Origin of the sequence: Paeniglutamicibacter psychrophenolicus, assembly GCF_017876575.1 — a bacterium.
GTDB classification, from domain to species: Bacteria; Actinomycetota; Actinomycetes; order Actinomycetales; family Micrococcaceae; genus Paeniglutamicibacter; species Paeniglutamicibacter psychrophenolicus.
The window spans coordinates 163,295-188,668 of sequence record NZ_JAGIOE010000001.1; the positions used below are offsets into that span (position 1 = coordinate 163,295).

Genomic DNA, 25,374 nt, shown 5'->3' on the forward strand with positions numbered 1-25,374 from the left:
GCCGGGCCAATCACCGGAAAATCGGGGCAACCATGAGCTTAAACATCAGCACGCCCGACGACGCCGATGGTGGCTTCTCTTGGGGTAGAAGCGACCTAGGAACCTTCAATGCCAAATGCTCCTTGGGGGAAAGCATTTGACGTGATTCCTGTGCTGCGAACCAACTTGGGGGCTCGGTTCGCGGGGCTGGCGTCGTCTGGCGTGCTGGAAATGAGTTCTGGAAACGCCACTCGCAAAACGTTCCTAGTTCCCATCAATCGGCCATTCCGCCGATGTAGTACCTACTCTATCCACTCGGACGAGCGCTGCACATTAGACCTTTGGCCATACTTGATGAGGTAACCTCACAATTGGTCCGAGGCCTCGGAGGTGTCCTCGGAAGCCTTGAGGTCTTGGTCGATGGTGGTGGCCGGGAGTTCGGCACGCACCACCCAATCGCCGCGGACTCGCTTGGCGGAGAGGGTGCCGCCGAAGGCCGCCATCCGGTCGGACATGCCGACGATGCCCGAGCTGTGCCCGCCAACGTCGAAACCTTGGTCCATGACGTGGCGGGGTAGCGAGTTGGCAATTTCCAGCCATACCCGGTCCCCGACCACGAGTGCCTCAATGCGACATGCGGCATGCGGCTCCGCATGCTTGACGATATTCGTCGTGGATTCCTGCAGAACCCTATATAGCGCGGCCTGCGCGGACTGCGGCAAGCCAGCAAGCCTCGGATCGGCCATGGTCTTCGTCGGATGGCCAAGATCAATCAGCCGCTCGGCAAACACCTCGACACCGATGAGGATCTCTAGGCTGCTGGCTGCATTTCCCGCCGAGTCAACGAGTGATCCGTCCACGCGGGTCGCGGACCCGTCCGATCGCAGGACGTTGAGCATGACGCGGAGGTCCTGCAGCGCCTCCTTCGAGGTATTCCCAATGACCTTGAGCGCGGCCTGGGCAACGGCGGGATCCCCCGAAAAACCTGCGGCCTTGGCCTGCATGGAAATCACGGTGATGTCATGGGCCACGATGTCGTGCAGGTCTCTGGCAATGGCCTTGCGCTCGGCCTCCACGGCTTCTTGCTGCTTGCGGCGCAGGTCTTCGATGCGTCGTCTGTCGGACTCACGCTGATCTTGGTACTTTCGAGCGAAAAGTGCCACAAAATAGGCCACTGCTAGCAACGGCACGAGAATAATCAGGAAACCCACGTCATAGGATCTGACAACGATGATCAGGATGGCCCAGAGTCCAGTTATACATAGGTACCTGAAAGCAAACCTGCGAGTTTCCACCAAACTAATCAGACCGACCAGTAGGGGAACCACGAGCAGCGAGAAAAGATAGGCGCCCGTAAAAACGGTCAGCGCCATGGCAACAATTGAGACGATGACTGCGTACCGCGCCCGGACCCAAAGCAGTCCAATAGAAAGAGTGTAGGTTGCGTTGACGCTGGCTTCAGTCGCACGCCGCTGAAATCTAACCGGGTCGGATTCGCTGACAAGGCTCACAATATCGGTGACGAAAAGCAGTGCGACAACACAGCTGGCCACCAGGAGAATCGTCCTTCCCAAAGTGGAGGACGACTTCTCGCTAGCGACTTCAGAGTCAGAAACGGTTGGATTCACCGCTCTATTCTCACCCAAAGTAGGACTCATTCCTATGAGCCCCGAGTTCTACCTAGGGCATGCCGCACCGAGGTAACGGCACAGCCAATCATTGAATGCATCAGATGCACCGGCAGGCGAAGCAACCGGGAGAGAAGAGCCTTGGGATATGGGACCTGAGACAACGGCAGCCTGAGCAGGGATGGCGGCCGGCAGCAACAGGGCAGCGGACATGGTTACAGCAGCGAAGATACGAGTTTTACGAGTCATGTTGCTCATTCTTGCACTTATTTCCATAAGTCAACAGGTGTTTTCCCAAAAGTTCATGTTGTTGACCATCAAAGACGCTGATTACCCAAAAGCTCACTAGACTCAAGGCTGTGACCGACATCCAAGTTCTCGTGGTTGATAACGAACCACTCATGCGCCAAGCCCTCAAAATCATCCTTGAAGCCGCCCCGGGGTTTCAATGGCTTGGAGAAGCGACAAACGGCATCGAAGCCGTCGACTTCTGCGCGGGCAACAATCCGGATGTAATCCTCATGGACATGCAAATGCCCCGCATGGACGGTGTTGAAGCAACCAGCATCATCACCACAAATTACCCGGGCATTGGCGTACTTGCCATCACCGCATTTTCCTCGGAGGAATACCTGGTCCCGGCTCTTCGCGCAGGAGCCGCTGGTTACCTGGTCAAGGACGCCGAGCCCACGGAAATCCTCGCAGCCATCCAGGCAGTGCAAGACGGAAGCGCGGCGATTTCCGCGTCGGTGTCGCAGGACCTAATTCGCGCAATTCGCGAAGCCCACGACGTAAAGCCCAGCAGTTCCATCGGGCCGAACCCCATGGCTCTGTCCGAGCGGGAGCAGGAAGTCCTCCAACTACTCGCACGGGGCAGAAACAATCCGGAGATGGCCGCAGAATTGCACATTTCCGAGGCAACTGTGAAAGCCCACCTGAGTCGAGTCATGGCAAAATTCGGCGTCCGGGACAGGGTCCAGGCCCTGATTCGTGCCGCCCAATACGGACTGGTCGAGCTTCATATGGACTAACCGGTCGGCGAATGGCTCTGGGGTGCTCCGAGCGCTTCACCACCAACGCCTTGTACGATTCCGAATCCGACCCCTGAACCGTATGTGCGGGGCTTACTTTTGTCTGGAAAACCTTGTAGTTTTTTCCTAAGTTGAACTCCAATTCATAGATTCTCAAAGTTTCGCAAATTTGGTGGTGATTCCCACCTTTCTTGTTGGTCGCCCCCTGCCATCCCATAGGCTCGGGAAATGACAACCGAACAGACAAAGACGAGTACATCACCCCGTGTACACCGGTGGGTCTTCTGGCCCGCGGCCATTATCACCATTGTTTTTGCCACGTTCGCCATGACCATGCCCGGTACGGCAGAGTCATTCTTCTCATCCATCCAGACGAAGATCATCGGATACTTCAACTGGTACTACGTCCTGATTGCAACGGGCTTTGTGGTGTTCAGTCTCTGGCTGGGATTCGGGAAATTCGGCGAGATCAAGCTCGGCAAGGACGAAGACGAACCGGAGTTCTCCCTGGGTTCCTGGTTCTCGCTTCTCTTTGCCGCAGGGATGGGCATCGGCCTGGTTTTCTACGGCGTCTCCGAGCCGCTGAGCCACTTTGCCTCACCCAAACCCGGCGCTTCGGGGTCCCCGGCAGACCTTGCCCAACAGGCCCAGGCCCAAACGTTCCTGCACTGGGGCGTCCATGCGTGGTCGATCTACGTTGTCATCGGGTTGGCCCTGGCCTACGCGATCCACCGGCGAGGCCGACCCATTTCGATCCGCTGGACCCTCGAACCATTGCTGGGTCGCAAGGTCCATGGCGGCCTCGGCAACCTCATTGACGTTGTAGCCCTGGTCGGCACGATCTTCGGTGTGGCCACCTCACTGGGCTTGGGCGTCCTGCAGATCAGTGCCGGCCTGGAAAGCGCCGGCATGTTCAAGGCCTCCCAATTCATCGACATCGTCATCATTGCCGTCGTCACCTGCCTGGTGCTCTTCTCCGTGCTTTCGGGCGTTGGCAAGGGCATGAAGTGGCTCTCGAACACCAACCTGATCTTGGCCGGGGTGTTCGTCGCCTTCCTGCTGATTGTTGGTCCCACGCAATTCCTTCTGCGCAACTTCGTGCAGTCGATCGGCAACTACCTGCAAAACTTCCTTGCCATGTCCTTCAACGTCAGTGCCTTCACCGGCGCCGAAGGCGAAGCCTGGCAGGGCGTGTGGACCACGTTCTACTGGGGCTGGTGGATTTCCTGGGCCCCGTTCGTGGGCATCTTCATCGCCAGGATCTCCCGCGGCCGCACGGTGCGCCAGTTCGTTGGCGGAGTCATCCTGGTCCCCACGGTTGTCACCATGCTGTGGTTCGCCGTCCTGGGAGGAACCGCGATCTACGGCCAGCTGCAAGGCACCGGGAACCTCGTGGCTGCCGACCGCTCGATCGACACCGAAGGCGCGTTGTTCGCCATGCTGGACACCTTGCCGGCCGGTTCCGTGCTGACGGTCGGGGCAATCATCATGATTGTCATCTTCTTCGTCACCTCGGCCGACTCGGGCGCACTGGTCATGGGCATGATCGCCACCGGCGGCGACGTGGAACCGAAGAACTGGATCCGCATTTTCTTCACGCTGGCCACTTCCCTGCTGGCCGCTTCGCTGCTCATATCCGGAGGCCTCGAAGCCCTCAAAACCGCAGCCATCGTCATCGCGTTGCCCTTCAGCATTGTCTTGATCATGATCTGCTGGGCGACGTACCGGGCGTTTTCCCGTGAAGTGAAGGTCTATGAGAAGGCCCGACGGATGGCGTTCGTGGACCACATCGGTGACTTCTACGGGTTGGAAGTTGAAGGCCCGAACCGGGATTCGCAGCTGCTCAATCTCCAGAACCTGACGGCAAGGCTGCGCCGGGCCGTTCCCCAGGGTCGTCGAGCCGATGCCGCGGTGCCGGCTGTCTTAGTTGGCGCGACAGCTGTCCATGGCGCAGACGCACCCAAGGCCGATGCCGGACAGCCCGGAGGGCACCCCAAGTCCACCAACTAGCACGCACGGCAAACGGCAACGTGGGGTGGTGGTTCCCGTCCAAGGACGGGAACCACCACCCCACGTTCGTTTCGACCCGCATTCCTGTCGCTGCGGGAGTCCGGCATCAGCCCGATTCGTCAGTGTCCTTCTGCTGTGCCGGGCCGAACACCTTGGCCACGGGGCCTCGCGGGGTTGTCCGCGCGCCGAGCTCCGGGTGGTGGAGGTCTAGGGCCGGGCGTTCGGAACGGATGCGCGGGATCGAGTTGAAGTTGTGGCGCGGCGGCGGGCAGGATGTTGCCCATTCCAGCGATCCGCCAAAGCCCCACGGATCGTCCACGACCACCTTCTTGCCGTGGCGATGCGTGATCCACACGTTCCAGAAGAACGGGATCATCGAAGCTCCCAGGATGAAGGAGAACACCGACGAGAATTGGTTCATCGTGGTGAACCCGTCTTCGGGAAGGTAATCCGCGTAGCGACGCGGCATCCCCATGACGCCCAGCCAGTGCTGGATCAGGAACGTGCCGTGGAAGCCCACGAACAGCATCCAGAAGTGGATCTTGCCCAGTCGCTCGTTGAGCATCTTGCCGGTCCACTTCGCCCACCAGAAGTAGAAGCCCGCGAACATGGCGAACACCACGGTGCCGAAGACCACGTAGTGGAAGTGCGCCACCACGAAGTATGTGTCGGTCACATGGAAGTCCAGCCCCGGTGCCGACAGGACGATGCCGGTCAGCCCGCCGAAGAGGAAGGTCACCAGGAATCCGATGCTCCAGAGCATCGGGGTCTCGAATGTGACAGAGCCTCGCCAGAGGGTGCCGATCCAGTTGAAGAACTTCACGCCCGTGGGCACCGCGATCAGCATGGTCATGAAGGCGAAGAACGGCAGCATGACCTGGCCGGTGGCATACATGTGGTGGGCCCAGACGGAAATCGAAAGCGCCGCGATGGAGATGGTCGCGAAGATCAATCCCTTGTAGCCGAAGATCGGCTTGCGGGAGAACACCGGGAAGATCTCGGTGACAATGCCGAAGAACGGCAGCGCAATGATGTAGACCTCGGGGTGCCCGAAGAACCAGAACAGGTGCTGCCACAGCATCGGGCCGCCCGCTTCCGGATCATACACATGCGCACCGAACCGCCTGTCCGCACCCAGGGCGAACAGCGCCGCCGCCAGCGGCGGGAACGCCATCAGGATCATGATCGCGGTGATCAACGTGTTCCACGTGAAAATGGGCATGCGCCACATGGTCATGCCCGGGGCACGCAGGCAGATGATCGTGGTAACGAAGTTGACCGCGCCCAGGATGGTGCCGAAGCCCGACAGCGCCAGGCCGAAGACCCAGAGGTCACCGCCGATGCCGGGGCTGAAGGTGGTGTTCGCCAACGGCGCATACCCGGTCCAGCCGAACGCCGCCGCGCCCTGCGGGGTCAGGAAGCCCGAAATCGCGATGGTCGAGCCAAAGAGGAAGAACCAGAAGGCCAGCGCATTGAGCCTGGGAAACGCGACGTCGGGCGCCCCGATCTGCAACGGCATCATCACGTTGGCAAAACCTGCAAAAAGCGGAGTCGCGAACATCAGCAGCATCAGCGTGCCGTGCATGGTGAACAGCTGGTTGTACTGCTCCTTGGTCTGCACGATCTGCAGGCCGGGGTCGAACAGTTCCGCCCTCATCAGCATCGCCATCACGCCGGCCAGGCAGAAGAAAGTGAACGAGGCGATCAGGTACATGTACCCGATCCTCTTGTGGTCGGTGGTCGTGAGCCAGCCGACGATCATCCTGCCCTTGGTCAGCGGGACGGCCCTTGGTTGGTCGCGGGTCAGTTCATCCGTTGCGTATTCATAGGTTGCCATTTTTCATCTCACGGTTTCCCCAAACGACGTGGCAGCCGCCCGCTGTTCCCCGGCCGGGCAACCGACCCACGAAGTTTCTGTGGTTCGAAATGTGTGGTTCTTCCCCAGCATGCTCTTCTTTGCGCAAAGTTGCTAGGGTTGGCCACCGGAAGGCACCGGTGCCACCTGCCAGGTCCGGGGCCGAACTCAGCCGCCGAACCGAAGCCTTGTCGCGCGATACCCCAGGCCCACGGCGAACATGGCCAGTCCGCCGATGACGGCGGATACCGGAAGCGAGGCGACCAGCACCGCGCAGCCAGCGGCCCCGGCAACCCCCAGCCAGACCGGCCCCAACCGCTCGTTCTTCGGTTGCCTCGCGGCCGAGATATTGGCGATCAGGTAATAGACCAGGACCCCGAACGACGAGAAGCCGATGGCCGTGCCCAGGTCGAAGAATGCGATGAGCACCAGGATCGCGGCACCGACGACGAGCTCGGCCCTCAAAGGCGTGGAGAACCGAGGGTGCACGGCCGAGAGTGCCCGGGGCAGGTCGTTCTCCCGGGCCATTGCCATGGCGGTGCGTCCGATCCCTGCAACCAGGGCCAGCAACGCACCCAGGGAAGCCAGCGCCGCCGCAACCTGTACCAACGGAAGCGCCCAAGAGTCTCCCATAGCGGTCGCCAGCGGCTTGGGGCTTTGGGCAATGCCGGCCGTCCCCAGGACATCGATCAGCACCAGTGCCACCGCGGCATAGAGGACCACCACGATGCCAAGCCCGATCCCGATGGCCCGAGGAATGCTCCGGGACGGGTTGCGCACTTCCTCACCCAGGGTCGCGATACGCGCGTAACCCGCAAACGCGAAGAACAACAGCCCCGCTCCCTGCAAGACGCCAAAAACCCCGTGGTTGGTCCCGGCAACGTATTCCGGCGGAGCATGTCCTCCCGCCAGGATCACCACAAGGACCACTGCCAGGAGCGCCAGGACCGCGGTGACGATGATCCTTGCCGCGGTCGCCGTGCGGGTAACGCCCAGGCAATTGACGCCCACGAGCAGTGCCACCGCCACGGCGGCCACCGGCTTCACCCAGGGCCCGGGGACCGTATAGGTGGCAAAGGTCAACGCCATGGCTGCGGCGGATGCAGTCTTGCCGACCACGAATCCCCACCCGGCAATGAACCCCGGCCACGGCCCCAGCACCTCCCGCCCATAGGCATAGGTGCCGCCGGAGGTCGGGTAGCGTGCCGCGAGCTGGGCGCTGGAACGAGCATTGGCATAGGCAATTGCGGAGGCCAGGAACAGGGAGACCAAGAGCGCGGAACCGGCCGCGGAGGCCGCGGGCGTGAAGGCTGAAAAAAGGCCCGCCCCGATCATGGCACCCAACCCGATCATGACCGCGTCAAAGGTGCCCAAACGACGTTGAAGGCTTGGCCCCACTTCTTTCCCGCCCTGAGATTGCATCCATAAGTCTTACTACACGAAAGTTAACACCCGGTGGGGCCCGAACACACAGCCAGACGCCCACGGCCCGGCCGGGTGGCCTAGGATCAAAACACATCGTCGGATACGGGCAAGAAGCGGGGGCCTCCATGGCACAGGGATATTTCGCCGTGATTGACACGGAAACCACGGGGCTTTTCCCGGGAAACCACGACCGGATAGCGGAAATTGCCGTCATCACCCTCGACCGCTCCGGCACCGTGCTGGATCGGTGGGAAACGCTGGTCAACCCCGAACGGGACCTGGGCAAGCAATCCATCCACGGGATCCGTGCCAAGGACATCCTCGAGGCACCGCGCTTCGTCGACATCGCCCAGGAGCTTGACTGGCGGCTGTCCGGAACCATCGTCGTCGCGCACAACCTCGGCTTCGACGTCCGCTTCCTCGGCGCCGAATTCCAGCGTGCGGGGCTGGCCCTGCCGGACTTCTACCTGCCCCGCGGCCTGTGCACCATGCAGATGGCCCACGAATACCTGCCCGGAGCCGGGCGTTCCCTGCAGGACTGCTGCGATTCGTTCAGCATCGAGCTGCGCCATGCGCACAGCGCCGGGGACGACGCCGAGGCCACCGCGGTGCTCCTGTCCCGGTACATGGAGCTTGACCCGGACCTGGACGACTGGGACTACCTGCTGGAGCAGGCCGCGGCCACCAGCTGGCACGCCGCCACTCCTCCCGCGCTGTTTGCACCGGTGCACCGTTCCACGGAGGGAACCAGGGAAACCCACTTCGTAGACCGGATCGTGGTTCGCCTGCCCGAAATCACCGGGCCGGCCGAACACCAGGAATACCTGGCGTTGCTCGACCGCGCGTTGCTTGACCGGTACCTCTCGGCCCACGAGCAATCCGCCTTGGTTGCGATGGCAGACGAGATCGAACTGAGCAGGACCACCGTCATCGAACTGCACGGCCAGTATTTTGCCTCGGTCGCCGACACAGCTTGGGCCGACGGCGTCCTCACCCACGACGAGCTGGACGACCTGGCAACCATCGCCCAGCTGCTTGGCATCTCTTCCGCGCAACTCGAGGCCGCATCGCTGGCCAGGCCGGCCACCCCGCCACGGGCCCCTTCCGTGAACGCCGCGTCTTCGTCGTTCCTGGAGCCCGGGGACCTCGTCGTGCTCACCGGGGACATGACCCGGCCCCGGAGCGCCATCGAGGCCGAACTGGAATCCGCCGGGTTCAAGTCGCACCCGGCGGTGACGAAAAAGGTGAAGCTGTTGGTGGCCGCCGACCCGGACAGCCTCTCGGGCAAGGCCCGCAAGGCCAGGTCATACGGCATCCCGGTGGTTGGCGAGGATTACCTGTGGAACCAGGTCCTTCATCCGGCCGGGCACTGAGACGGCCGAGAAAACCGTCGTTCGCTGTACCAACGGCTCCGGCTCGCTAGTATGCTCAAACCGATAGCGGCCTTGCCGTCCCCATGAGGCATTGCCACGAAGCCCGACACGTGTGGAATGAAAATGTCTCACAAAGACCCGAAAACAGCCAAGAATGCCGAACCGGCACCCCGGGAATCCCGCGGGCCGGCCATCGTCAGCATCGGCGAATATCGCATACGGCGCGAGATTCCAAGCGTGCTCCCGGCGTTCGAAGCCTGGTGCCGCGAGAAGAATTTTGATGTCCGCGGTGACGAGCTCAAGGCACGAATCACAGCCTTCCTCGGACACTACGCACGCCACAACAGGAACAGCGACATCACCTTCCTGAACGTCCAGGCCTTCGCGGCAACACTGGATGAGTTGATGTTCTTCGGGAAAACCAACGACTTCCTGGACATGACCCACGTCTTTGGCGCCTACCTCGAGTTCTTGCACACCACCGGCACCTGGGGCGGGACCCACGAGCAATTCGTGCAGCTCGACACCTACTTCAAGTGCTTCAGCTTTCCCAGATTCGAGCCGTCCTACTCCCCGATCCCCGAGCTCCAGGCCGCCATCATCACCGTCCCCAAGCTCTCCGAGGACGAGGTCACCGAAGTCATCGGAAAGCTGCCTGTGGCCAGGAGGGTGCTCTCGTTCCTGAAATGGCTCGGACCAAGGCGCGAGATCACCAGCTTGAAGGTGCTGAACAAGAAGCACGTCCAGGAGGCCGCCGCAGCCCTGGATGTCGATGCCGTGCCCGTCTCCGGCGCCCTTCCGGTCGGAGGGCAACCCACGAGCGGTCCGGTCCTGTTCAAGAGCGCGGCAGGCGTCGGCCGGCTTGAACTTTATTGGGACGCGCTGGTCGGTGCCGGACTGATCGAGCTCAGTGCCAGCCGTGCCTACCCGAGCCCCGAGGCAATCGGCTTCCTCGAGGATCCATCCGCGAACCTTGTCGAGGTTGTTCGCACTATCGCCCGGAACATGTACGGGGCATTCTCCCAGGAGGTCAGTGACCGTTACCAGGAGATGGAAATGGGGTACCTGACCCGGTATTTCCTGTTGGAGGCCGCGGTTGAACCGATCAATGTCGAGGTGCTCAAGCACCCGGTCCGAGGCCTTCCCGATCTTGATCCGCGGGGAGAGCCCGACATCATTGCGATTGCCTGGCGACGGCTGGAACGACTGCGCGACGAGGGGCTGGTCGAGATTGGTTCATGCCTTTCCATCCCGCCGGCCTTGCTGAAGCCCTTGGTCCTTGAACTCGCGAAGGCCTCCGAGGTTGCGGTCCGTTTCAAGGACCCTGCCGACGAGGCCGCGGCTTTCGACAACTACCCGCCGGCCTGAGTCCGGCAAACCGCGGCAGGGCTAGGTCCGGATTCCCAGGTGGTTCGCCAAGACGTGCTCGGCAATGGCCATGGACGAGGTTGCCGCCGGCGAGGGCGCGTTGCGCAGCAGCGTGACCGGCCCGACCTGGTCCACGGCAAAGTCATCAAGCAGCGAACCGTCCTTGGACCATGCCTGGGCGCGAACACCCGCCGTGGTCTTGTGCCGCAGGTCCGAGGGCAGCAGTTCCGGGATAAAGGCCTGCGCAGCCTTGAAATACAGCGGTTTGAAGAGCGAGGCGGCGATCTCCTTTCCACCCATTTTCCAATGGGCCTTGGCCAGGGCGCCGGCCCCTGGCCACCGCAGGGACTCGAGGGTGTCGCGGACCGAGATCCTGCCCCACGAATACCCCTCCCGGGCCAGTGCCGGTACGGCGTTGGGCCCCACATGCGTTTCGCCATAGACCCCGCGGGTGAAGTGGACCCCGAGGAACGGGAACGCGGGATCCGGAACCGGGTAGATCATGCCCTTGACCAGATCGTTGCGCTCGGGGGCCAGGGACCAGTACTCGCCGCGAAACGGCAGGATCCGTGGCGAGTCCGAGGCCCCGACCAGCCTGGCGATGGCGTCGGAATGAAGGCCGGCGCAGACCACCAGCCGGTCGAAGACGTGGGTGGTGCCGGAGGTGGAAACGCGGCAGCTTCCGGCCGAGGATTCAACGGCCACGACCTTTTGGTTCAGCAGCACCCTGCCGCCGGCCCGCCGCACCTGGTTGGCCAAGGTTTCGGCAATCGCCGCGTAGTCGACGACCGCGGTGTGCGGGGAGTGCAGTGCAGCGACCCCCGCAGCGTGCGGCTCGATCTCGCGCAGCCGCGCCATGGAGACGCGGGCCAGGTCCGGAACCGCGTTCAGGACGGAGCGCCGCTGGATCTCATCGAGCCGCGGGACCTCGCCGGCGTTCAGCGCCACCACGAGCTTCCCGGCCTCGCGGTACGGGAGGGAATGCTCCTGGCAGTATTCACGGGTCATCGCCCGCCCCTTGGCGCAGAGTTCGGCCTTGAGCGAGCCGGGTTGGTAGTACAGCCCGGCGTGCACGACCCCGGAGTTGTGGCCGGTTTGGTGCATGGCCACACGGGATTCCTTCTCCAACACCGTCACGTCGAATTCCCCCGTGCGGGCCAGCGCCTGGGCGATGGCCAGGCCCACGATCCCGGCGCCAACGATCCCGATGCGTTCGGCCATGATTTCCCGCTCTCCCCGTGCAAATGGTGGTGCCAGCGGCCCTGCCTGGCCATTGCATCGTCTCACGGCGGCGCCTCAGATAGAGAGGGCATTGAGCGGGCGCCTGAGGCCAAGCGGCTACCGGGTGAGCGGTGCGCCCACCGTTTCCCCGTTGACGCTGCGCACCTTCCAGGGCCCTTCGTCGTTGTCCAGCAGCGAGACCGAGCCATTGAGGATGCTGTCGAATTGGACTTCGGCGAGCGCGGACAGCGTGTAGCGGATGATCGTTCCGTGGCACACCACAGCGACGTTCCTGCCCGGGAAGTCCGCGGCGATCTTCTCGATCGCGGCCTTTCCGCGGGCGACCACGGAGTCCAGGGCCTCGATGCCGCCGCCGGACTTTTCTGGCCAGAGCTTTTCCCATTCCTCGTCCGTCATGCCCTCGGCCTGGCCGTAGTCGCGCTCGATGAGTTCGTCATAGCTGCGGCCCAGTTCGATGCCCAGGCCGGCGGCGATGATTTCGGCCGTTTCACGCGCCCGGGAGAGCGGGGAGCTGACGATTGCGTCCCACGTTCCGGCTCCAAGCACCGCCACGGCGTCACGGGCCTGCTGGCGTCCGACGTCGTTGAGCGGAATGTCGCTGGAGCCCTGCAGGCGGCCTTCGGCGTTCCAGTTGGTTTGTCCATGGCGAATGAATCCGAGTTTCATGGTTTCATTCTCCCGGTTCGTGCCCTCCATCGCCCACCTTGTGACGTCGAAGGGCAGCGGCCCCTCGAAACCGGGCGGGGCTTGCCCATGGGTCGGGGCCCCTTTCACGGATTCCGCTTCCGTGCGATCCTCTAAGGGGTGAGAGGTGGGACACATGAGGCCGCAACGGCTGGAGGCCGCATTGGCTGCATTCGAGGATCCGGCGGCCAAGGCCCGCTCGCTGGTGCCCCTGCACCGGGCCTGGGCCAGCACCGCGGCCATCCCCGCACCGGTGCGTCCCGTGGTGGCCCGCTCGTGGCAGCGGCAGTCGCTGAAGAACCCGGCCATCCGGCCGCTGGGCACCGGGGACATTGTCGACCGCAGGGAACGCGCGGCGGTACTGTCGGGCCTGGTGCCGATGCTCGAGGAGCGCCTGCTGCAATTAGCCGCGGACGCCGGCAACGAGCTGGTCATCAGCGACGACGAGGGCTACGTCCTGTGGGTTGCCGGGCCCTCCCCCATCCGCCGGCGCAGCGAGGACATCGGATTCGTCGCCGGGGCGCGCTGGCGGGAAACCGATGTCGGCACCAACGGGCTGGGCGCCGCCATGGCCGAACGCACCCCGGTGCAGATCTTCGGCCCCGAGCACGCCCGCGAGGAACAACACACCTGGGTGTGCACCAGCGCCCCGATCATCGAGGAACGCACCGGCCAGGTGCTTGGCGCCATCACGCTCTCCGGGTCCTACCGCACCGCGCACCCGCACACGCTGGCCCTGGTCAGCGCGACCGCGCGGGAGGCCGCCTGCCTGCTGGCCGCGCGGCACGATCGTGAACTGCACCTGCTGGCGGGCTCGGTTCCAGCCCCGCCGGGCCGGCACGTGCTGGTCGATGCGCAGGGCTGGGTGGCGCATTCGGCGGGCTTCGGGGTGGGGAACCGCCTGCGGCTGCCCGGAAACCTGTGCGCCGGCGGGACCTGGCTCCCCGAACTCGGGGCGGTCCTGGCCGAAGAAGTCCCCGGGGGCTGGCTGCTGCACGGTGGAAACCGCGAGACGGACGCCCGGCTGGAACTGGAGCTGGCCCCGGTGCCGGTGGCCGTGCTCGTCCAGGATGGACAGCGCACCGAGATCCGGCTCAGCGAGAGGCACGGCCAGATCCTGGCCCTGTTGGTGGCGAACCCCGAGGGCCTTGACGCCCACGGGCTCATGGAGCAGTTGCCGGGGACCACCACGACCGTCACGGTGCGCGCCGAACTGTCGCGGCTGCGGGCCAGGCTCGGCGGGCTGATCGAGTCCCGCCCCTACCGGCTTGGCCTGCCGGCAAGCTTCCGCGCTTGAGGTTTGGGCGGGCGTTGCAACCTCTTGCAACCCTCGCGGCACTGTGATCCAGCTCATAGCATCGTCTCCATCGCAACATGCTTTCGAAGGAGATCGACATGACTGACCAAAATGCCGCCACGGCGGCGGGGCAATGGCTCGGCGAGCTGGAACGCGCCCTGGGGGCGGGCAACACCGAGGCCGCTGCGGCGCTCTTCGGCGAGGAATCCTACTGGCGGGACCTTTCCGCGCTGACCTGGAACCTGCACACCTCCGAGGGCCGGGAACAGATCAAGGACATGCTCGACGGGGTCGGGCCGGACGCCTGGCCGCGGGATCTCGCGCTGGCCTCCGCCACCGAGGGCGACGGCGTGATCGAGGCCTGGTACACCTTCACCAACAAGTCCATCGACGGCAAGGGGCTGCTGCGGCTGCGCGACGGCAAGTGCTGGACGCTGCTCTCCACGGCCCAGGGGCTGCGCGAGTTCCCGGAACCCGCCGGAGCGCTGCGCGAACGCGGTGCCGACCACGGGGCGGAAATGTCATCGGAGAACTGGTTGGATCGGCGCAACCGGCGCGAGGCCGAGTTCGGGATCACCGATCAGCCCTACGTGCTGGTCATCGGTGGCGGGCAGGGCGGCATCGGGCTCGGCGCCCGGCTCAAGCGCCTGGGCGTCCCGGCATTGGTCATCGACAAGCACCCGCGCCCGGGAGACCAGTGGCGCTCGCGCTACCACTCGTTGGCCCTGCACGACCCCGTTTGGTACGACCACATGCCCTACATCCCCTTCCCCGACCACTGGCCGGTGTTCACCCCCAAGGACAAAATGGGCGACTGGCTCGAGCACTACACCCGGCTCATGGAGCTCGACTACTGGTCCAACACCGAGGCCACCTCCGCCACCCACGACCCGGGCACCGGGACCTGGACGGTGCAGCTCATCCGCGAGGGGAAGGCGCACACGCTCCACCCCGCGCACGTGGTGATCGCCACCGGCATGTCCGGGATCCCCAACGTCCCCTCGTTCGCGGGCCGGGACGTTTTCGCCGGGGAACAGAACCACTCCTCCACGCACCCGGGCGGGGAGGCGTACCGCGGCAAGAACGTGGTGGTCATCGGCGCGAACAACTCCGCCCACGACATCTGCGCCGACCTGGCCCAGAACGGGGCCAAACCGGTGATGGTGCAGCGCTCCAGCACCCACATCGTCCGCTCCGAGTCCCTGATGGACACCGTCCTCGGGCCGCTGTACTCGGAGGAGGCACTGGCCAACGGCATCGGGACCGAGACCGCCGACTTGATCTTCGCCTCGATCCCCTACAAGGTGCTGCCCGAGTTCCACCGCCCCGCCTTCGAGAAGATCCGCGCGGACGACGCGGACTTCTACCAGGGGCTCGCCGACGCCGGGTTCGACCTGGATTTCGGCGACGACGACTCGGGATTGTTCCTCAAGTACCTGCGCCGCGGCTCGGGCTACTACATCGACATCGGCGCCTCGGCGCTGGTCGCCGACGGGTCCATCGCCCTGGCCCACGGGGATGTGGCGCGCCTGACCGAGGACTCGGTGGTGCTCGATGACGGCACCGTGCTGCCGGCGGACGCGGTCATCTACGCGACCGGCTACGGGTCCATGAACGGCTGGGCGGCCAAGCTCATCTCCCAGGACGTGGCCGACGCCGTGGGCAAGTGCTGGGGCCTGGGCTCGGAAACCACCAAGGACCCCGGTCCGTGGCAGGGCGAGCTGCGGAACATGTGGAAGCCGACCCGGCAGGAGAACCTGTGGTTCCACGGCGGGAACCTGCACCAGTCCCGGCACTATTCCAAGTACCTGGCACTGCAGCTCAAGGCACGCTTCGAGGGCATCGACACCCCGGTCTACGCGCTGGCCGAAACGCACCACACCTCCTGACGGCGGCCGCCGGGCCCCGAACTCCGGCGTATTGTCGGGGCTTCGGGGCACAATGGTGTTGTGAGTCCCGCACGCCACGATCCCGCCCAGACGCAGCTTCCCCTGGATGACGAAGCGATCGCCGCGATGGCGCCCGCCCACCCGGAGGTCGAAGACGTGGCCGGCGCCGGGGAGGTTGCCGGCTCCGTGCAGCGCGAGCTCGAGGCGCTGCGCATCGACAACAAGCGGCTGCGCAAGCTGCTGGAACTTGGCGAGGCCGAGGCCCGGGCGGCGGCCCCGGCCCAGGGGCAGCTCGCCCTGCGTGCCCCCGGCCCGGTGACCGCGGCCTCCCCGGAGGCCGAGAAGATCCGGCTCTACATGGACCTGTTCCGCACCCGGACCGATGTCTTTGCGCTGCGCTGGGAAAATGCCGCGGAGGGAAAGGCCGGCTGGGTTCCGGCGGTTCCCGGCGGCTGGCGCAAGTGGATGGACCGGGACAACACCAACTACACCCGGCTCACCCCCGCCGAGGTCGAGGCCCACCTGCGCGGGCGCCAGCACATCGGGCTCTACCCGCTCACGGAGGCCGACAGCTGCGCCTTCGTGGCCGCCGACTTCGACGGCGCGGCGGCAATGCTCGATGCCCTGGCCTACCTCAAGGCCGCCCGCTACCGCGACATCCCCGCGGCCCTGGAGGTCTCGCAGTCCGGGCGCGGGGCCCACGTGTGGATCTTCTTCACCCACTTCGTCCCCGCCGAGGCCGCCCGGGCCCTGGCCAGCGCGCTGCTGCACGAGGCCATGGGCATCCGCGGCTCGATGTCGCTGCGCAGCTACGACCGGCTCTTCCCCTCCCAGGACCGGCACACCGGCAAGGGCATGGGCAACCTGATCGCGGCCCCGCTGGCGGGCAGGCGCCGGAAACACGGCACCACGCTCTTCCTGGATCCCGCGACCCTGGAACCCTTCGAAGACCAGTGGGCCTATCTCTCGGGCCTGGGCAGGGTGAGTCCCGGCGAACTGAAATCGCTGCTGCGCACCCTGCCGGCGCCGGTCACCGGGCGCAAGACCCGCCTGGAGGTCCCGGCCTCCTCCAAGATCTCCCCGCGCCCGGCACCGATTGTCCAAGCGGTCATCGGCGCACGCATCACGCTGCGCTCCACCGACCTGGGCCCGGCCATGATCACCGCGCTGAAGCACGCCGCGGCCCTGCCCAACCCCGACTTCCATGAGCGCCAGCGCCAGCGCCGCTCCACCTGGGGCATCCCGCGCTTCCTGGCCAGCTACGACGAAACCCTTGAGGGCGACCTCATCTTGCCCCGCGGTCTGCTGCCGATGCTCGAAAAGCTGGTGGAAACCGCCGGCAGCCGCCTGGCGCTCACCGATGGCCGCGTGGGCGGCCAGCCCCAGGACTTCGAGTTCACCGCGACCCTGCACCCCGAGCAGGCCCGGGCCTTCGAGGCGCTGGCGGCCCGCACCCACGGCGTGCTGGTGGCGGCCCCCGGCAGCGGCAAGACCGTCATGGCCTGCGCCCTGATCGCGGCCAAGTCCGTCTCCACGCTGGTGCTGGTGGACCGCAAGACGCTGGCGGACCAGTGGCGCGGGGAGATCCTGAGGTTCCTGGGCGAGAAGTCCGGGCAGATCGGCGGCGGGAAGTCCAAGACCACCGGGCGGATCGACGTTGCGTTGCTGCCCACGCTGGCGCGGCGCAAGAACGTCGCCGAGCTGGCCGCCGGGTACGGGTTCGTGGTCGTCGACGAGTGCCACCACGTCCCCGCCGCCGCGTTCAGCCAGGTCATGAACCAGATCCCTGCCCGGTCCTGGCTCGGCCTCACCGCCACCCCGTACCGGCGCGACGGGCTGGAAGAGCTGATCTTCCACCAGCTGGGCAGCTTCACCCACGAGTTCACCGCACCACGCCACGGTCAATTGCCGCAAAGCGCCGCCGAGCATCCCGCCCCGGCACTGCAACTGCAGCTGCACGAGACCGCCTTCGAGTACGACGGGGACATCGATCCGAGCTCGCCGGGCGGCATCACGCAAATCCACAAGATCCTCATCGAGGATCCGGCCCGCGTGGCCCAGGTCGCCGGCGACATCATCGAGGCGCACGCACAGGGCAGGCAGGTCCTGGTGCTTTCGACCTGGAAACGGCACCTGCAGCTGATTTCGGCGGCGCTGCGCGCCGCGGGGCTGGACCCGGTCGAGCTCACCGGCTCGCTCAAGGCCGGGGCGCGCCGCGCAGCCATGGAGCGGATCGATTCCACCCCGGCCAACGAGCCGCTGCTGGTGCTGGGCACCGGGTCGCTGATCGGCGAGGGCTTCGACTGCCCGCGCCTGGACACGCTCTTTCTGGCGGCCCCGATTTCCTTCCGGGGCAGGCTCCTGCAGTACGCCGGGCGCGTCACCCGGCCGTACCCGGGAAAGGCCAATGCCGTGGTGCACGACTACGTCGATGTCCGCACCCCGGTGATTGCCCGGGCCTACGACAAGCGTTCGGCCGGGTACCGGGAGCTGGGGTTCGACCCCGTGCCAGTCGCTACCCCGCGTCCAGCTCCCTGACGGCACCGGTTGCGGTGTCCGCCCGGAAGCTGCGTTCCCAGGTTTGCCCGCCGGCATGCACGGCGCAGCGCACCGTTGCGTGCCCGCGGGCCACGTCGGCTTCGGTAACGGTGTAGGTGGGGGTGAAATACAGGGCCGCTTCCCCGGGCCCCACCGCCGCGGCCGGGAAGGATGCGGCCACGTCCCCGTCGAAGTTTCCCTCCAGTACCGCCTCGACGGTGTGGCCGAATGGGTTCCGGAAGCGTCCGGTGAAGGCCAGGATGTCCCCGGCCCGAAACCCCGGTGCGGCGGGCCCGTAGTTCACGTCCTGGGCTTCCCGGGTGCCCAGCACCTGGTTCCCGTCCCCGTACCCCTGCCCGATTTCCTTCCAGGTGTGCACGCCCCACTGGGCGGGCGCTGCGGAGATGGTGTGGGATTCCCCGACGCCTTGCCAGGTTCCGGGGCGTGACGGGGTGATCGAGCGCAGCACCAGGCAGAAGTCCCCGCCGTCGTCATCAAGGTATGCCTCGGCTGCCGCGTCCAGGGCCGCAGGGGCCAGGTGCGCCGCGGCCAGCCGGGCGAAGACGATCTCGCTGTAGCCGTTGTCCTCGTAGAGCACTCCGAGGGCGCCGTCGGGCAGCAGCGCCGCGGTGGAGTAGGCGCTGGATCCGCGGCGGATCGCGGCGACCGGGCGCCAGCCGGCGCCCTCGTCGCGGGAGAAGCTCAGCACGGTGTTGCGGCGCAGGTCGGTGTCCCGGTTGTTGGTGGCCAGCAGCAGCCCCGGGCCCGTTCCGGGTTCCGGGAGCCGGAGGATGCTGCCGTTGTCGCTGGGATCCGGCAGGCTCGACACCGGTTCCAACGGCCCGTAGCTGTGCCCGCCGTCGGTGGAGATGGCCTGCAGCCGGGCGCCGCGGGCGCGCGAATTCAGCAGCACCCTCCCGCCGGGCAGCTCGACGACCTTGTTCTCGTTGGCCTCGGTGGCGGTGGCCTGGCCGAGTGTCCAGGTCTGGCCGTGGTCGTCCGAGTAGGCGGAGGCGGCGCGGATGTTCCCGTGCAGCAGGATGACCATTTGCTGGACCAGACGCCCGGCCCACGGCCCGTGTTCGAGCTGGATCCCGGCCCCTGCCGCGGCGAAGATCCCGGTGATGCCCTCGCGCTTGAGCGCCCCGGTCAGCCGCCGGTGGCTCCAGGATTCCCCGTCGTCATCCGAGAAGGACACATCCACGTGCTGCACCGCGTCTTCGGGTTCCAGGCCCTCGACGGCCTCGAAGAACCCGGCATGGGTGCCGGCGGCGTGGAAGCAGAAGATGCGCCCGGTGATCTTGTCCACCAGCAGGCTGGGGTCCCCGAAGCCCTGCAGACCGCTGCCGGTGCGGATTTCCTGCTGGGCCTCCCAGTTCGCCCCGTTGTCGAAGCTACGGCGCAGCAGCAGGTCGATGGTGTTGGGCAGGTCATCGAGGTTGGGGCGCCCGTCGTAGGCGGCCAGGACCGTTCCGGCGGTGGACACGGCAAGTGCGGGGATCCGGTATTGGCGGTGGCCGCCGGCGCCGCGGGCGGCCAGGACCTGGTGGGAGAACGGGGAAACGTCATGGGTCATCCTCCATCTCTACCGCCGTCCCGCCGTCCGAACCAAGTCGGCGCATGGTGCGTTACGGGGCGGGACATGCGCCGGGGCGCGGTGCGGACCCTGACGGGTTCCGCACCACGCCTCCCCGGTGTCGTTGCGCCGGGGCGCGGGTCAGCGCAGCGGATTGAAGTGCCGCATCACCGCCGGGGTCGATTCCCCGGTGATCGCGGCGGCCAGCATCTTGCCGGTCAGCGGGCCCAGCGCCACGCCCCACATGCCGTGGCCGCCGGCCACGTGCACGCGGTTCGAGCGGGTGGCCCCGATCAGCGGCAGCCCGTCGGTGGTGCAGGGCCGGGATCCGACCCATTCCTCCTGGCGGTCCTCCCAGTTGATGCCGGTGAACAGCGGGGAGGCCGCTGCGACGATGGCCTCGATTCGCTTGGGCTCCAGCGGGTGGTCGGCATCGCGGAATTCCATGGTGCCCGCCACCCGGAACCTGTCGCCCAGCGGGGTGCAGGCCACGCGCTGGGCCGGGAAATAGATCGGGTGGGTCGGCATGACCTCGGGAACCACGGTGAAGGAGTAGCCGCGTCCGGCCTGGACCACGCGCTTGACGCCGAATTTCCGCGCGAGCTTGCCCAGCCAGGCACCGGTGGCGATGACCACCGCATCGGCTCCCTGGGTGCGTCCGTGGACGTCGATGACCTCGACCCCGTGGGCGTGTTCGCGGATGTCGGCGACCTCGAAGTCGGTGGTGATCCGCCCGCCGCGGGCGATGACCGAGTCGGCCAGGGAGTCCATGAACTTGGGCGGGTTGATGAAGCGCTGGTGGTGGATCGCAACACCGGCCTTGACGCCGTCGCCGAGGGTGGGTTCCATGGCACGGATGTCCGCGGCGTCCAGCAGGTCGAATTCGACCTGGCCGCCGGAGGCGCGGATGCCCTCGAACTCGTGCAGCAGCCCGTCGCGGTCCTTGAGGCTCTTGAAGCCGGTCAGGAAGGGTTCGGCCGGCTTGGTGGGTTCGGAAACGCCGGTGCCCAGGGTCGTGGTTCCGCCGCCGCTTCCGGAGGCTCCGCCGCCGACGGCCGCGTGGTCCCGGCCGATCCTGGTGACGGCGTTGGCCTCGGAGATCTCGTCGAAGGCATCCAGGCCGGTGGCGCCGATCTCGCTGAACACGGCCATGGCCTCGCGCCACTTGCCCGGGGTGCAGTGCCGGGCGAAGCCGAGCAGGAAGCGGATCAGCGAGGGCTTGGCCGAGAGCGGGATGTACAGCGGGGAGGCCGGATCGAACATGGTCTTCAGCCCATAGGTGAGCACCGAGGGTTCGCTCAGCGGCAGCGTGAGGGCGGGGGTCAGCCAGCCGGCGTTGCCCCACGATGACCCGGCGGCGACGCCGTCGCGGTCCACCACGGTGACGTTGACACCGCGTTCCTGGAGGTACCAGGCGGTGGCGAGTCCCACCATGCCCGCACCGATGACGACCACGTTTTCCGGCGTCTGCGTATTGCTCATTGTTCGCTCCAATCCTTGTGCTGTCTCCCGCGGTGCACCTCGTTGTGCGGCGGCGGAAGTGAATCTCTGGGGGATGCAAGCGGGGGAAGGCGAGGCAAGCGGGCACCGCGGTGCCCCCTGCCTTGCCCTCCCCCCACTCATTGCTGCCCGGGGTTGCCTTCCGGGTTTAGACGTAGTCCTTGTACTTCTCCAGGTGGCGGACCGGGGTGGACAGCGCGTCACGGCGGAACGGGTCGCCCAGCTCGCGGGTGCACATGACCTCGATGACGGTGGTCTTGCCGTCGACCATCTGGGCGTTCAGGGCTTCCTTGAGGGCGGCACCGACGTTCTCCAGCTTGTCCACCACGATGCCCTCGGCACCCATGGAACGGGCCATCTCGGCGAAGGACTCGCCGTTGTCCAGCTCCCCGGCGATGAAGCGGCGGTTGTAGAACTCGACCTGGTTCTTCTTCTCGGCGCCCCACTGGCGGTTGCGGAAGACGACCGCGGTGACCGGCAGGTCGTGGCGGACCGCGGTGAGGACCTCGCCCATGCTCATGGCCCAGGCGCCGTCGCCGGCGTAGGCGATGGCAGGGCGGTGCGGGGCCGCGGCCTTGGCGCCGATGATGGTCGGCAGCGCGTAGCCGCAGTTGCCGAAGGACATCGGGGCGAAGAAGCTGCGCGGCTTTTCGAAGCGCAGGTAGCTGTGGGCCACGGAGTTGATGTTGCCGATGTCTGTGGAGATCATCACGTCTTCCGGCATGGCGTTTTCCAGTTCGCGCAGCACCTGGCGCGGGTGCAGCCAGTTGCCTTCCTCGCCCTTGGCCTCCTCGATGACGTCCAGGGAGTACTCGTCCTTCTCGTGGGTCCAGGCGGAAAGCTCCTGCTCCCAGGCGTCCTTTTCGGCCTTGATGTTCGCGGCGCGCTCGGCCTTGGTGGCGTCCGAGGCGAGCTCGGTGCCCTCGAGGCGCTTGACCAGTTCGATGGCCACGGCCTTGGCGTCGCCGGTGATGCCCACGGATATCTTCTTGACCAGTCCGAGCTTGGTGTGGTCCGCGTCGATCTGGATGATCTTGGCCTCGGTGGGCCAGTAGGCCTGACCGTACTGCGGCAGGGTGCCGAACGGGCCAAGCCTGGTGCCCAGGGCGATGACGACGTCCGCCTCGGAGATCAGCTTCATGCCGGCCTTGGATCCCTGGTAGCCCAGCGGGCCGGCCCAGAGCGGGTGGCTGGCGGGGAAGGAGTCGTTGTGCTGGTAGCTGTTGACCACCGGTGCGCCCAGGCGCTCGGCCAGGGCCTTGGCTTCCTCCACGCCGTCGGCCATGACCACGCCGCCGCCGGAGACGATGACCGGGTTCTTGGCGGTCTTGAGCAGCTCGATGGCCTCGTCGAGGGACTTGGTGCCGCCGGCACCGCGGTCCACGCGGCGGGGGGCGGGGATCTCGGTGATGGATTCGCCGTAGAAGTAGTCGCGCGGGATGTTCAGCTGGGTCGGGCCGTTTTCGCTCATGGCGCGGTCGAAGCAGCGGGCGGTGAATTCGGCCATGCGGTTCGGGTGGGTGACATGGCCCTGGTACTTGGTGAATTCCTGGAACATCGGCAGCTGGTTGGCTTCCTGGAAGCCGCCCAGGCCGATGGTGTTGGTTCCGGCTTCCGGGGTGATGATCACAACCGGGCTGTGGGCCCAGTAGGCGGCGGCGATGCCGGTGACGCAGTTGGAGATGCCCGGGCCGTTCTGGCCGATGACCACGCCGTGGCGGCCGGAGGCACGTGCATAGCCGTCGGCCATGTGGGCGGCGCCCTGTTCGTGGACGACCGGAACCAGGCGGATGCCGGCGGGGGCGAAGATATCCATGGCGTCCATGAAGGCAGAGCCCATGATGCCGAAGATATCGGTGACGTCGTTGGACACCAGCGTCTCAACGAAGGCTTCCGACGACGTCATCTTCTGCGCGCCCTTGACGACCTCGCGGGATGTGGCCTTTTCAGTCATTACAAGTCTCCTTCGTGGATCAAGACGTCGCAATCACGCAAAGTCTCAAAAAATGATTCGAACTGCTCCCATAAACGGGATTGCTCACAAAGCTATGCGACCCAGCTCACATCCGTCAAGACCCTATTCCATTTATTCTTCGTACTGATACGATTTAATGAAACTTCGCACAACGGATGATTGGATCGATCATGGAAAATCTCACGGAACCGGATCTCGGGCCCGCGGGTGCCGTCCAGGGCGAAACACCGGCCCTGCGCCTCTTCGCACTGCTGGAGCTGATCACCACCCGCGACCAGCTCTTCACCCTGCAATCCCTGGTGGACCAGACGGGGCTTCCCAAGCCGACCCTGCACCGCATGCTGCAACAACTCGAGGGCGCCAACCTGCTGACCCGCCAGTCCGACGGCCGGCACTACGGCACCGGTTCGCGCATGCGCCGCATGGCCGAGGACGTGCTGCTCAACGACACCCGGCACGGCACCCGGCACGCCATCCTGCGCGGACTGGTCGACGAAATCGGCGAAAGCTGCAACATCACGGCCCTGTCCGGCAACGAGGTCATCTACCTGGACCGCGTGGAAACCAACGAGCCGCTGCGCGTGTACCTGGGCCCCGGTTCCCGGGTGCCGGTGCATTGCTCGGCCAGTGGCAAGTTGATCCTCGCCCAATTCGGCCCCACCCAGCGCGAACGCGTGCTGACCAGCGGACCGCTGCAGCGCTTCACCGCGCACACGCTTACCGACAAGACGGAAATCGAGGCCGAGCTGACCCAGATCCGGCGCAACGGCTACGCCGAGGACCGCCAGGAATACCTGGACGGGCTGGTCTGCCTAGCCGTGCTGGTCCCCAACCCGGCAGGCCGTTCCAACCTTTGCGTCGCGGTGCAGGCCCCGATGATGCGCAAGAGCTCGGCGGACCTGCTCACCTTGCTGCCGGCCCTGCGCCGGGCCGCCGAGAGCATCTCGCGTCTCGAGGACCACGCGGATCTGGGCTCTCCGGAGTCCGAGCCGATCGCGGCAGGGTGGTGAACCGGATGAACCACCAAACACCCGGGCTCGCAGCCCAGGAGCTGGTTTCGGTCCGCGAGATATTCGACATTGACAGCGAAGCGCGCGCGCCGCGGTTCGTCGAGGCCACCGAGCACGTCCCGGCCATCGACCCGGCCTACCGCTTCAACCCCGATGTCACCCTGGCGATCCTGGCCGGGTTCACCCACAACAGCCGGGTGATGGTCCAGGGGTTGCACGGCACCGGGAAGTCCACCCACATCGAGCAGGTCGCCGCCCGGCTGAACTGGCCGCTGATGCGGGTGAACCTGGATGGCCACATCAGCCGCCTGGATTTGGTCGGCAAGGACACCGTCGTGATCCAGGACGGTGCACCGGCCACCCGGTTCCAGGAGGGAGTGGTCCCGTGGGCCATGATCCAGCCGATGGCGCTGGTCTTCGACGAATACGATGCCGGCCGCCCCGACGTGATGTTCGTGATCCAGCGGCTGCTGGAGCGCGACGGCGGCTTCACGCTGCCGGACCAAAACCGGGTCATCCGCCCGCACCCGCACTTCCGGCTCTTCGCCACCGCCAACACCGTCGGGCTGGGCAACCTCAACGGGCTCTACCACGGGGTGCAACGGCTGAACCACGCCCAGCTGGACCGCTGGAACATCGTCGCGGCACTGGACTACCTGCCCGTGGCCGACGAGGTCGGCATCGTGGCCGCCCGCGTCCCGGACCTGGCACAGAAGCCCTCCGGAATGGAACTGATCCGCTCCATGGTGCAGGTTGCCAACCTCACCCGGGACGGCTTTGCCGCCGGGGACATCTCCACCCTGATGTCCCCGCGCACCGTGATCACCTGGGCGGAGAACATCTCCATCTTCCGCGATCCCGCGCTGGCCTTCCGGCTCTCCTTCATCAACAAGTGCGACGAGGCCGAGCGCTTCATCATCTCCGAGTACTACCAGCGCGTCATGGCATGCGAGCTCGAGGAGTCCTACGCGCTCGTTCCGGCCGGGGCCTAGCG

Annotated in this window: 17 protein-coding genes; 9 read left to right on the forward strand and 8 right to left on the reverse strand. The window is 65.8% G+C overall.

All coding sequences use genetic code 11. The annotated features are described in order from the left end of the window. Positions 1–344 precede the first annotated feature (344 nt). The gene (locus JOF46_RS00740) at positions 345–1,607 is read right to left on the reverse strand and encodes a sensor histidine kinase (protein ID WP_209905573.1); all 1,263 of its coding nucleotides are present in this window, start codon (positions 1,605–1,607) and stop codon (positions 345–347) included. A gap of 359 nt (positions 1,608–1,966) precedes the next feature. On the opposite strand from JOF46_RS00740, the gene JOF46_RS00745 reads away from it, so the two are divergent. After that, entirely contained in the window at positions 1,967–2,638 is a 672-nt protein-coding gene (locus tag JOF46_RS00745; RefSeq protein ID WP_209905574.1) for a response regulator, read from the forward strand. Between the two features lie 228 nt (positions 2,639–2,866). Further along, on the forward strand, positions 2,867–4,648 hold the full coding sequence (locus tag JOF46_RS00750) for a BCCT family transporter (RefSeq protein ID WP_245347954.1): 1,782 nt from the start codon (positions 2,867–2,869) through the stop codon (positions 4,646–4,648). A gap of 106 nt (positions 4,649–4,754) precedes the next feature. Here the strand turns inward: JOF46_RS00750 and ctaD are convergent, their stop codons facing one another. After that, complete coding sequence (gene ctaD / locus JOF46_RS00755; RefSeq protein ID WP_209905575.1) at positions 4,755–6,485, reverse strand: aa3-type cytochrome oxidase subunit I; 1,731 nt, start codon at positions 6,483–6,485, stop codon at positions 4,755–4,757. A gap of 186 nt (positions 6,486–6,671) precedes the next feature. Next, entirely contained in the window at positions 6,672–7,925 is a 1,254-nt protein-coding gene (locus JOF46_RS00760; RefSeq protein WP_209905576.1) for an APC family permease, read from the reverse strand. A gap of 128 nt (positions 7,926–8,053) precedes the next feature. On the opposite strand from JOF46_RS00760, the gene JOF46_RS00765 reads away from it, so the two are divergent. Both JOF46_RS00765 and JOF46_RS00770 read left to right on the forward strand, forming a co-directional pair. Then, positions 8,054–9,301 (forward strand): exonuclease domain-containing protein, encoded by a 1,248-nt coding sequence (locus tag JOF46_RS00765; RefSeq protein WP_209905577.1) that lies wholly within the window; start codon positions 8,054–8,056, stop codon positions 9,299–9,301. Positions 9,302–9,424: 123 nt separating this feature from the next. Continuing rightward, on the forward strand, positions 9,425–10,669 hold the full coding sequence (locus JOF46_RS00770) for a hypothetical protein (protein ID WP_209905578.1): 1,245 nt from the start codon (positions 9,425–9,427) through the stop codon (positions 10,667–10,669). A gap of 21 nt (positions 10,670–10,690) precedes the next feature. Here JOF46_RS00770 and lhgO read toward each other — a convergent pair whose 3' ends face one another. Further along, a complete protein-coding gene (gene lhgO, locus JOF46_RS00775) occupies positions 10,691–11,890 on the reverse strand; it encodes an L-2-hydroxyglutarate oxidase (RefSeq protein ID WP_209905579.1) in 1,200 nt (399 codons plus the stop codon). 117 nt (positions 11,891–12,007) lie between these two features. After that, entirely contained in the window at positions 12,008–12,577 is a 570-nt protein-coding gene (locus tag JOF46_RS00780; protein WP_209905580.1) for a histidine phosphatase family protein, read from the reverse strand. A gap of 154 nt (positions 12,578–12,731) precedes the next feature. On the opposite strand from JOF46_RS00780, the gene JOF46_RS22490 reads away from it, so the two are divergent. From JOF46_RS22490 to JOF46_RS00795, 3 genes are all read left to right on the forward strand, one after another. Continuing rightward, positions 12,732–13,892: a GAF domain-containing protein gene (locus JOF46_RS22490; protein ID WP_281070077.1), complete on the forward strand. Its 1,161-nt coding sequence runs from the start codon at positions 12,732–12,734 to the stop codon at positions 13,890–13,892. Between the two features lie 98 nt (positions 13,893–13,990). Further along, complete coding sequence (locus tag JOF46_RS00790; protein ID WP_209905581.1) at positions 13,991–15,781, forward strand: NAD(P)/FAD-dependent oxidoreductase; 1,791 nt, start codon at positions 13,991–13,993, stop codon at positions 15,779–15,781. Positions 15,782–15,841: 60 nt separating this feature from the next. After that, a complete protein-coding gene (locus JOF46_RS00795) occupies positions 15,842–18,319 on the forward strand; it encodes a TOTE conflict system archaeo-eukaryotic primase domain-containing protein (RefSeq protein WP_342592323.1) in 2,478 nt (825 codons plus the stop codon). Here the strand turns inward: JOF46_RS00795 and JOF46_RS00800 are convergent. The 3 genes from JOF46_RS00800 to xsc form a co-directional block, all read right to left on the reverse strand. Then, on the reverse strand, positions 18,297–19,895 hold the full coding sequence (locus JOF46_RS00800) for a sialidase family protein (RefSeq protein ID WP_209905582.1): 1,599 nt from the start codon (positions 19,893–19,895) through the stop codon (positions 18,297–18,299). The genes JOF46_RS00795 and JOF46_RS00800 overlap by 23 nt on opposite strands. A gap of 141 nt (positions 19,896–20,036) precedes the next feature. After that, positions 20,037–21,377, reverse strand: a complete 1,341-nt coding sequence (locus tag JOF46_RS00805; protein ID WP_209905583.1) for an NAD(P)/FAD-dependent oxidoreductase — start codon at positions 21,375–21,377, stop codon at positions 20,037–20,039. Positions 21,378–21,543: 166 nt separating this feature from the next. After that, positions 21,544–23,349, reverse strand: a complete 1,806-nt coding sequence (gene xsc, locus JOF46_RS00810; RefSeq protein WP_209905584.1) for a sulfoacetaldehyde acetyltransferase — start codon at positions 23,347–23,349, stop codon at positions 21,544–21,546. Between the two features lie 191 nt (positions 23,350–23,540). Between xsc and JOF46_RS00815 the strand changes: the two genes are divergently transcribed. Together JOF46_RS00815 and JOF46_RS00820 are read left to right on the forward strand one after the other, a co-directional pair. Then, positions 23,541–24,380 carry an IclR family transcriptional regulator gene (locus JOF46_RS00815; protein ID WP_209905585.1) on the forward strand — a complete coding sequence of 280 codons (840 nt, stop codon included), beginning with the start codon at positions 23,541–23,543 and terminating at the stop codon, positions 24,378–24,380. Positions 24,381–24,385: 5 nt separating this feature from the next. Next, positions 24,386–25,372, forward strand: coding sequence for an AAA family ATPase (locus tag JOF46_RS00820; RefSeq protein WP_209905586.1), 987 nt, complete (start codon positions 24,386–24,388; stop codon positions 25,370–25,372). The last annotated feature ends 2 nt before the right edge of the window (positions 25,373–25,374 follow it).

What these genes read in the sequence shown, in the direction of transcription:
- JOF46_RS00750 (WP_245347954.1), top strand. Translation starts at nt 2,867, where the DNA reads ATGACAACCGAACAGACAAAGACGAGTACATCACCCCGTGTACACCGG.
- ctaD (WP_209905575.1), bottom strand. Translation starts at nt 6,485, where the DNA reads ATGGCAACCTATGAATACGCAACGGATGAACTGACCCGCGACCAACCA.
- JOF46_RS00760 (WP_209905576.1), bottom strand. Translation starts at nt 7,925, where the DNA reads ATGCAATCTCAGGGCGGGAAAGAAGTGGGGCCAAGCCTTCAACGTCGT.
- JOF46_RS00765 (WP_209905577.1), top strand. Translation starts at nt 8,054, where the DNA reads ATGGCACAGGGATATTTCGCCGTGATTGACACGGAAACCACGGGGCTT.
- JOF46_RS00770 (WP_209905578.1), top strand. Translation starts at nt 9,425, where the DNA reads ATGTCTCACAAAGACCCGAAAACAGCCAAGAATGCCGAACCGGCACCC.
- lhgO (WP_209905579.1), bottom strand. Translation starts at nt 11,890, where the DNA reads ATGGCCGAACGCATCGGGATCGTTGGCGCCGGGATCGTGGGCCTGGCC.
- JOF46_RS00780 (WP_209905580.1), bottom strand. Translation starts at nt 12,577, where the DNA reads ATGAAACTCGGATTCATTCGCCATGGACAAACCAACTGGAACGCCGAA.
- JOF46_RS22490 (WP_281070077.1), top strand. Translation starts at nt 12,732, where the DNA reads ATGAGGCCGCAACGGCTGGAGGCCGCATTGGCTGCATTCGAGGATCCG.
- JOF46_RS00790 (WP_209905581.1), top strand. Translation starts at nt 13,991, where the DNA reads ATGACTGACCAAAATGCCGCCACGGCGGCGGGGCAATGGCTCGGCGAG.
- JOF46_RS00800 (WP_209905582.1), bottom strand. Translation starts at nt 19,895, where the DNA reads ATGACCCATGACGTTTCCCCGTTCTCCCACCAGGTCCTGGCCGCCCGC.
- JOF46_RS00805 (WP_209905583.1), bottom strand. Translation starts at nt 21,377, where the DNA reads ATGAGCAATACGCAGACGCCGGAAAACGTGGTCGTCATCGGTGCGGGC.
- xsc (WP_209905584.1), bottom strand. Translation starts at nt 23,349, where the DNA reads ATGACTGAAAAGGCCACATCCCGCGAGGTCGTCAAGGGCGCGCAGAAG.
- JOF46_RS00815 (WP_209905585.1), top strand. Translation starts at nt 23,541, where the DNA reads ATGGAAAATCTCACGGAACCGGATCTCGGGCCCGCGGGTGCCGTCCAG.
- JOF46_RS00820 (WP_209905586.1), top strand. Translation starts at nt 24,386, where the DNA reads ATGAACCACCAAACACCCGGGCTCGCAGCCCAGGAGCTGGTTTCGGTC.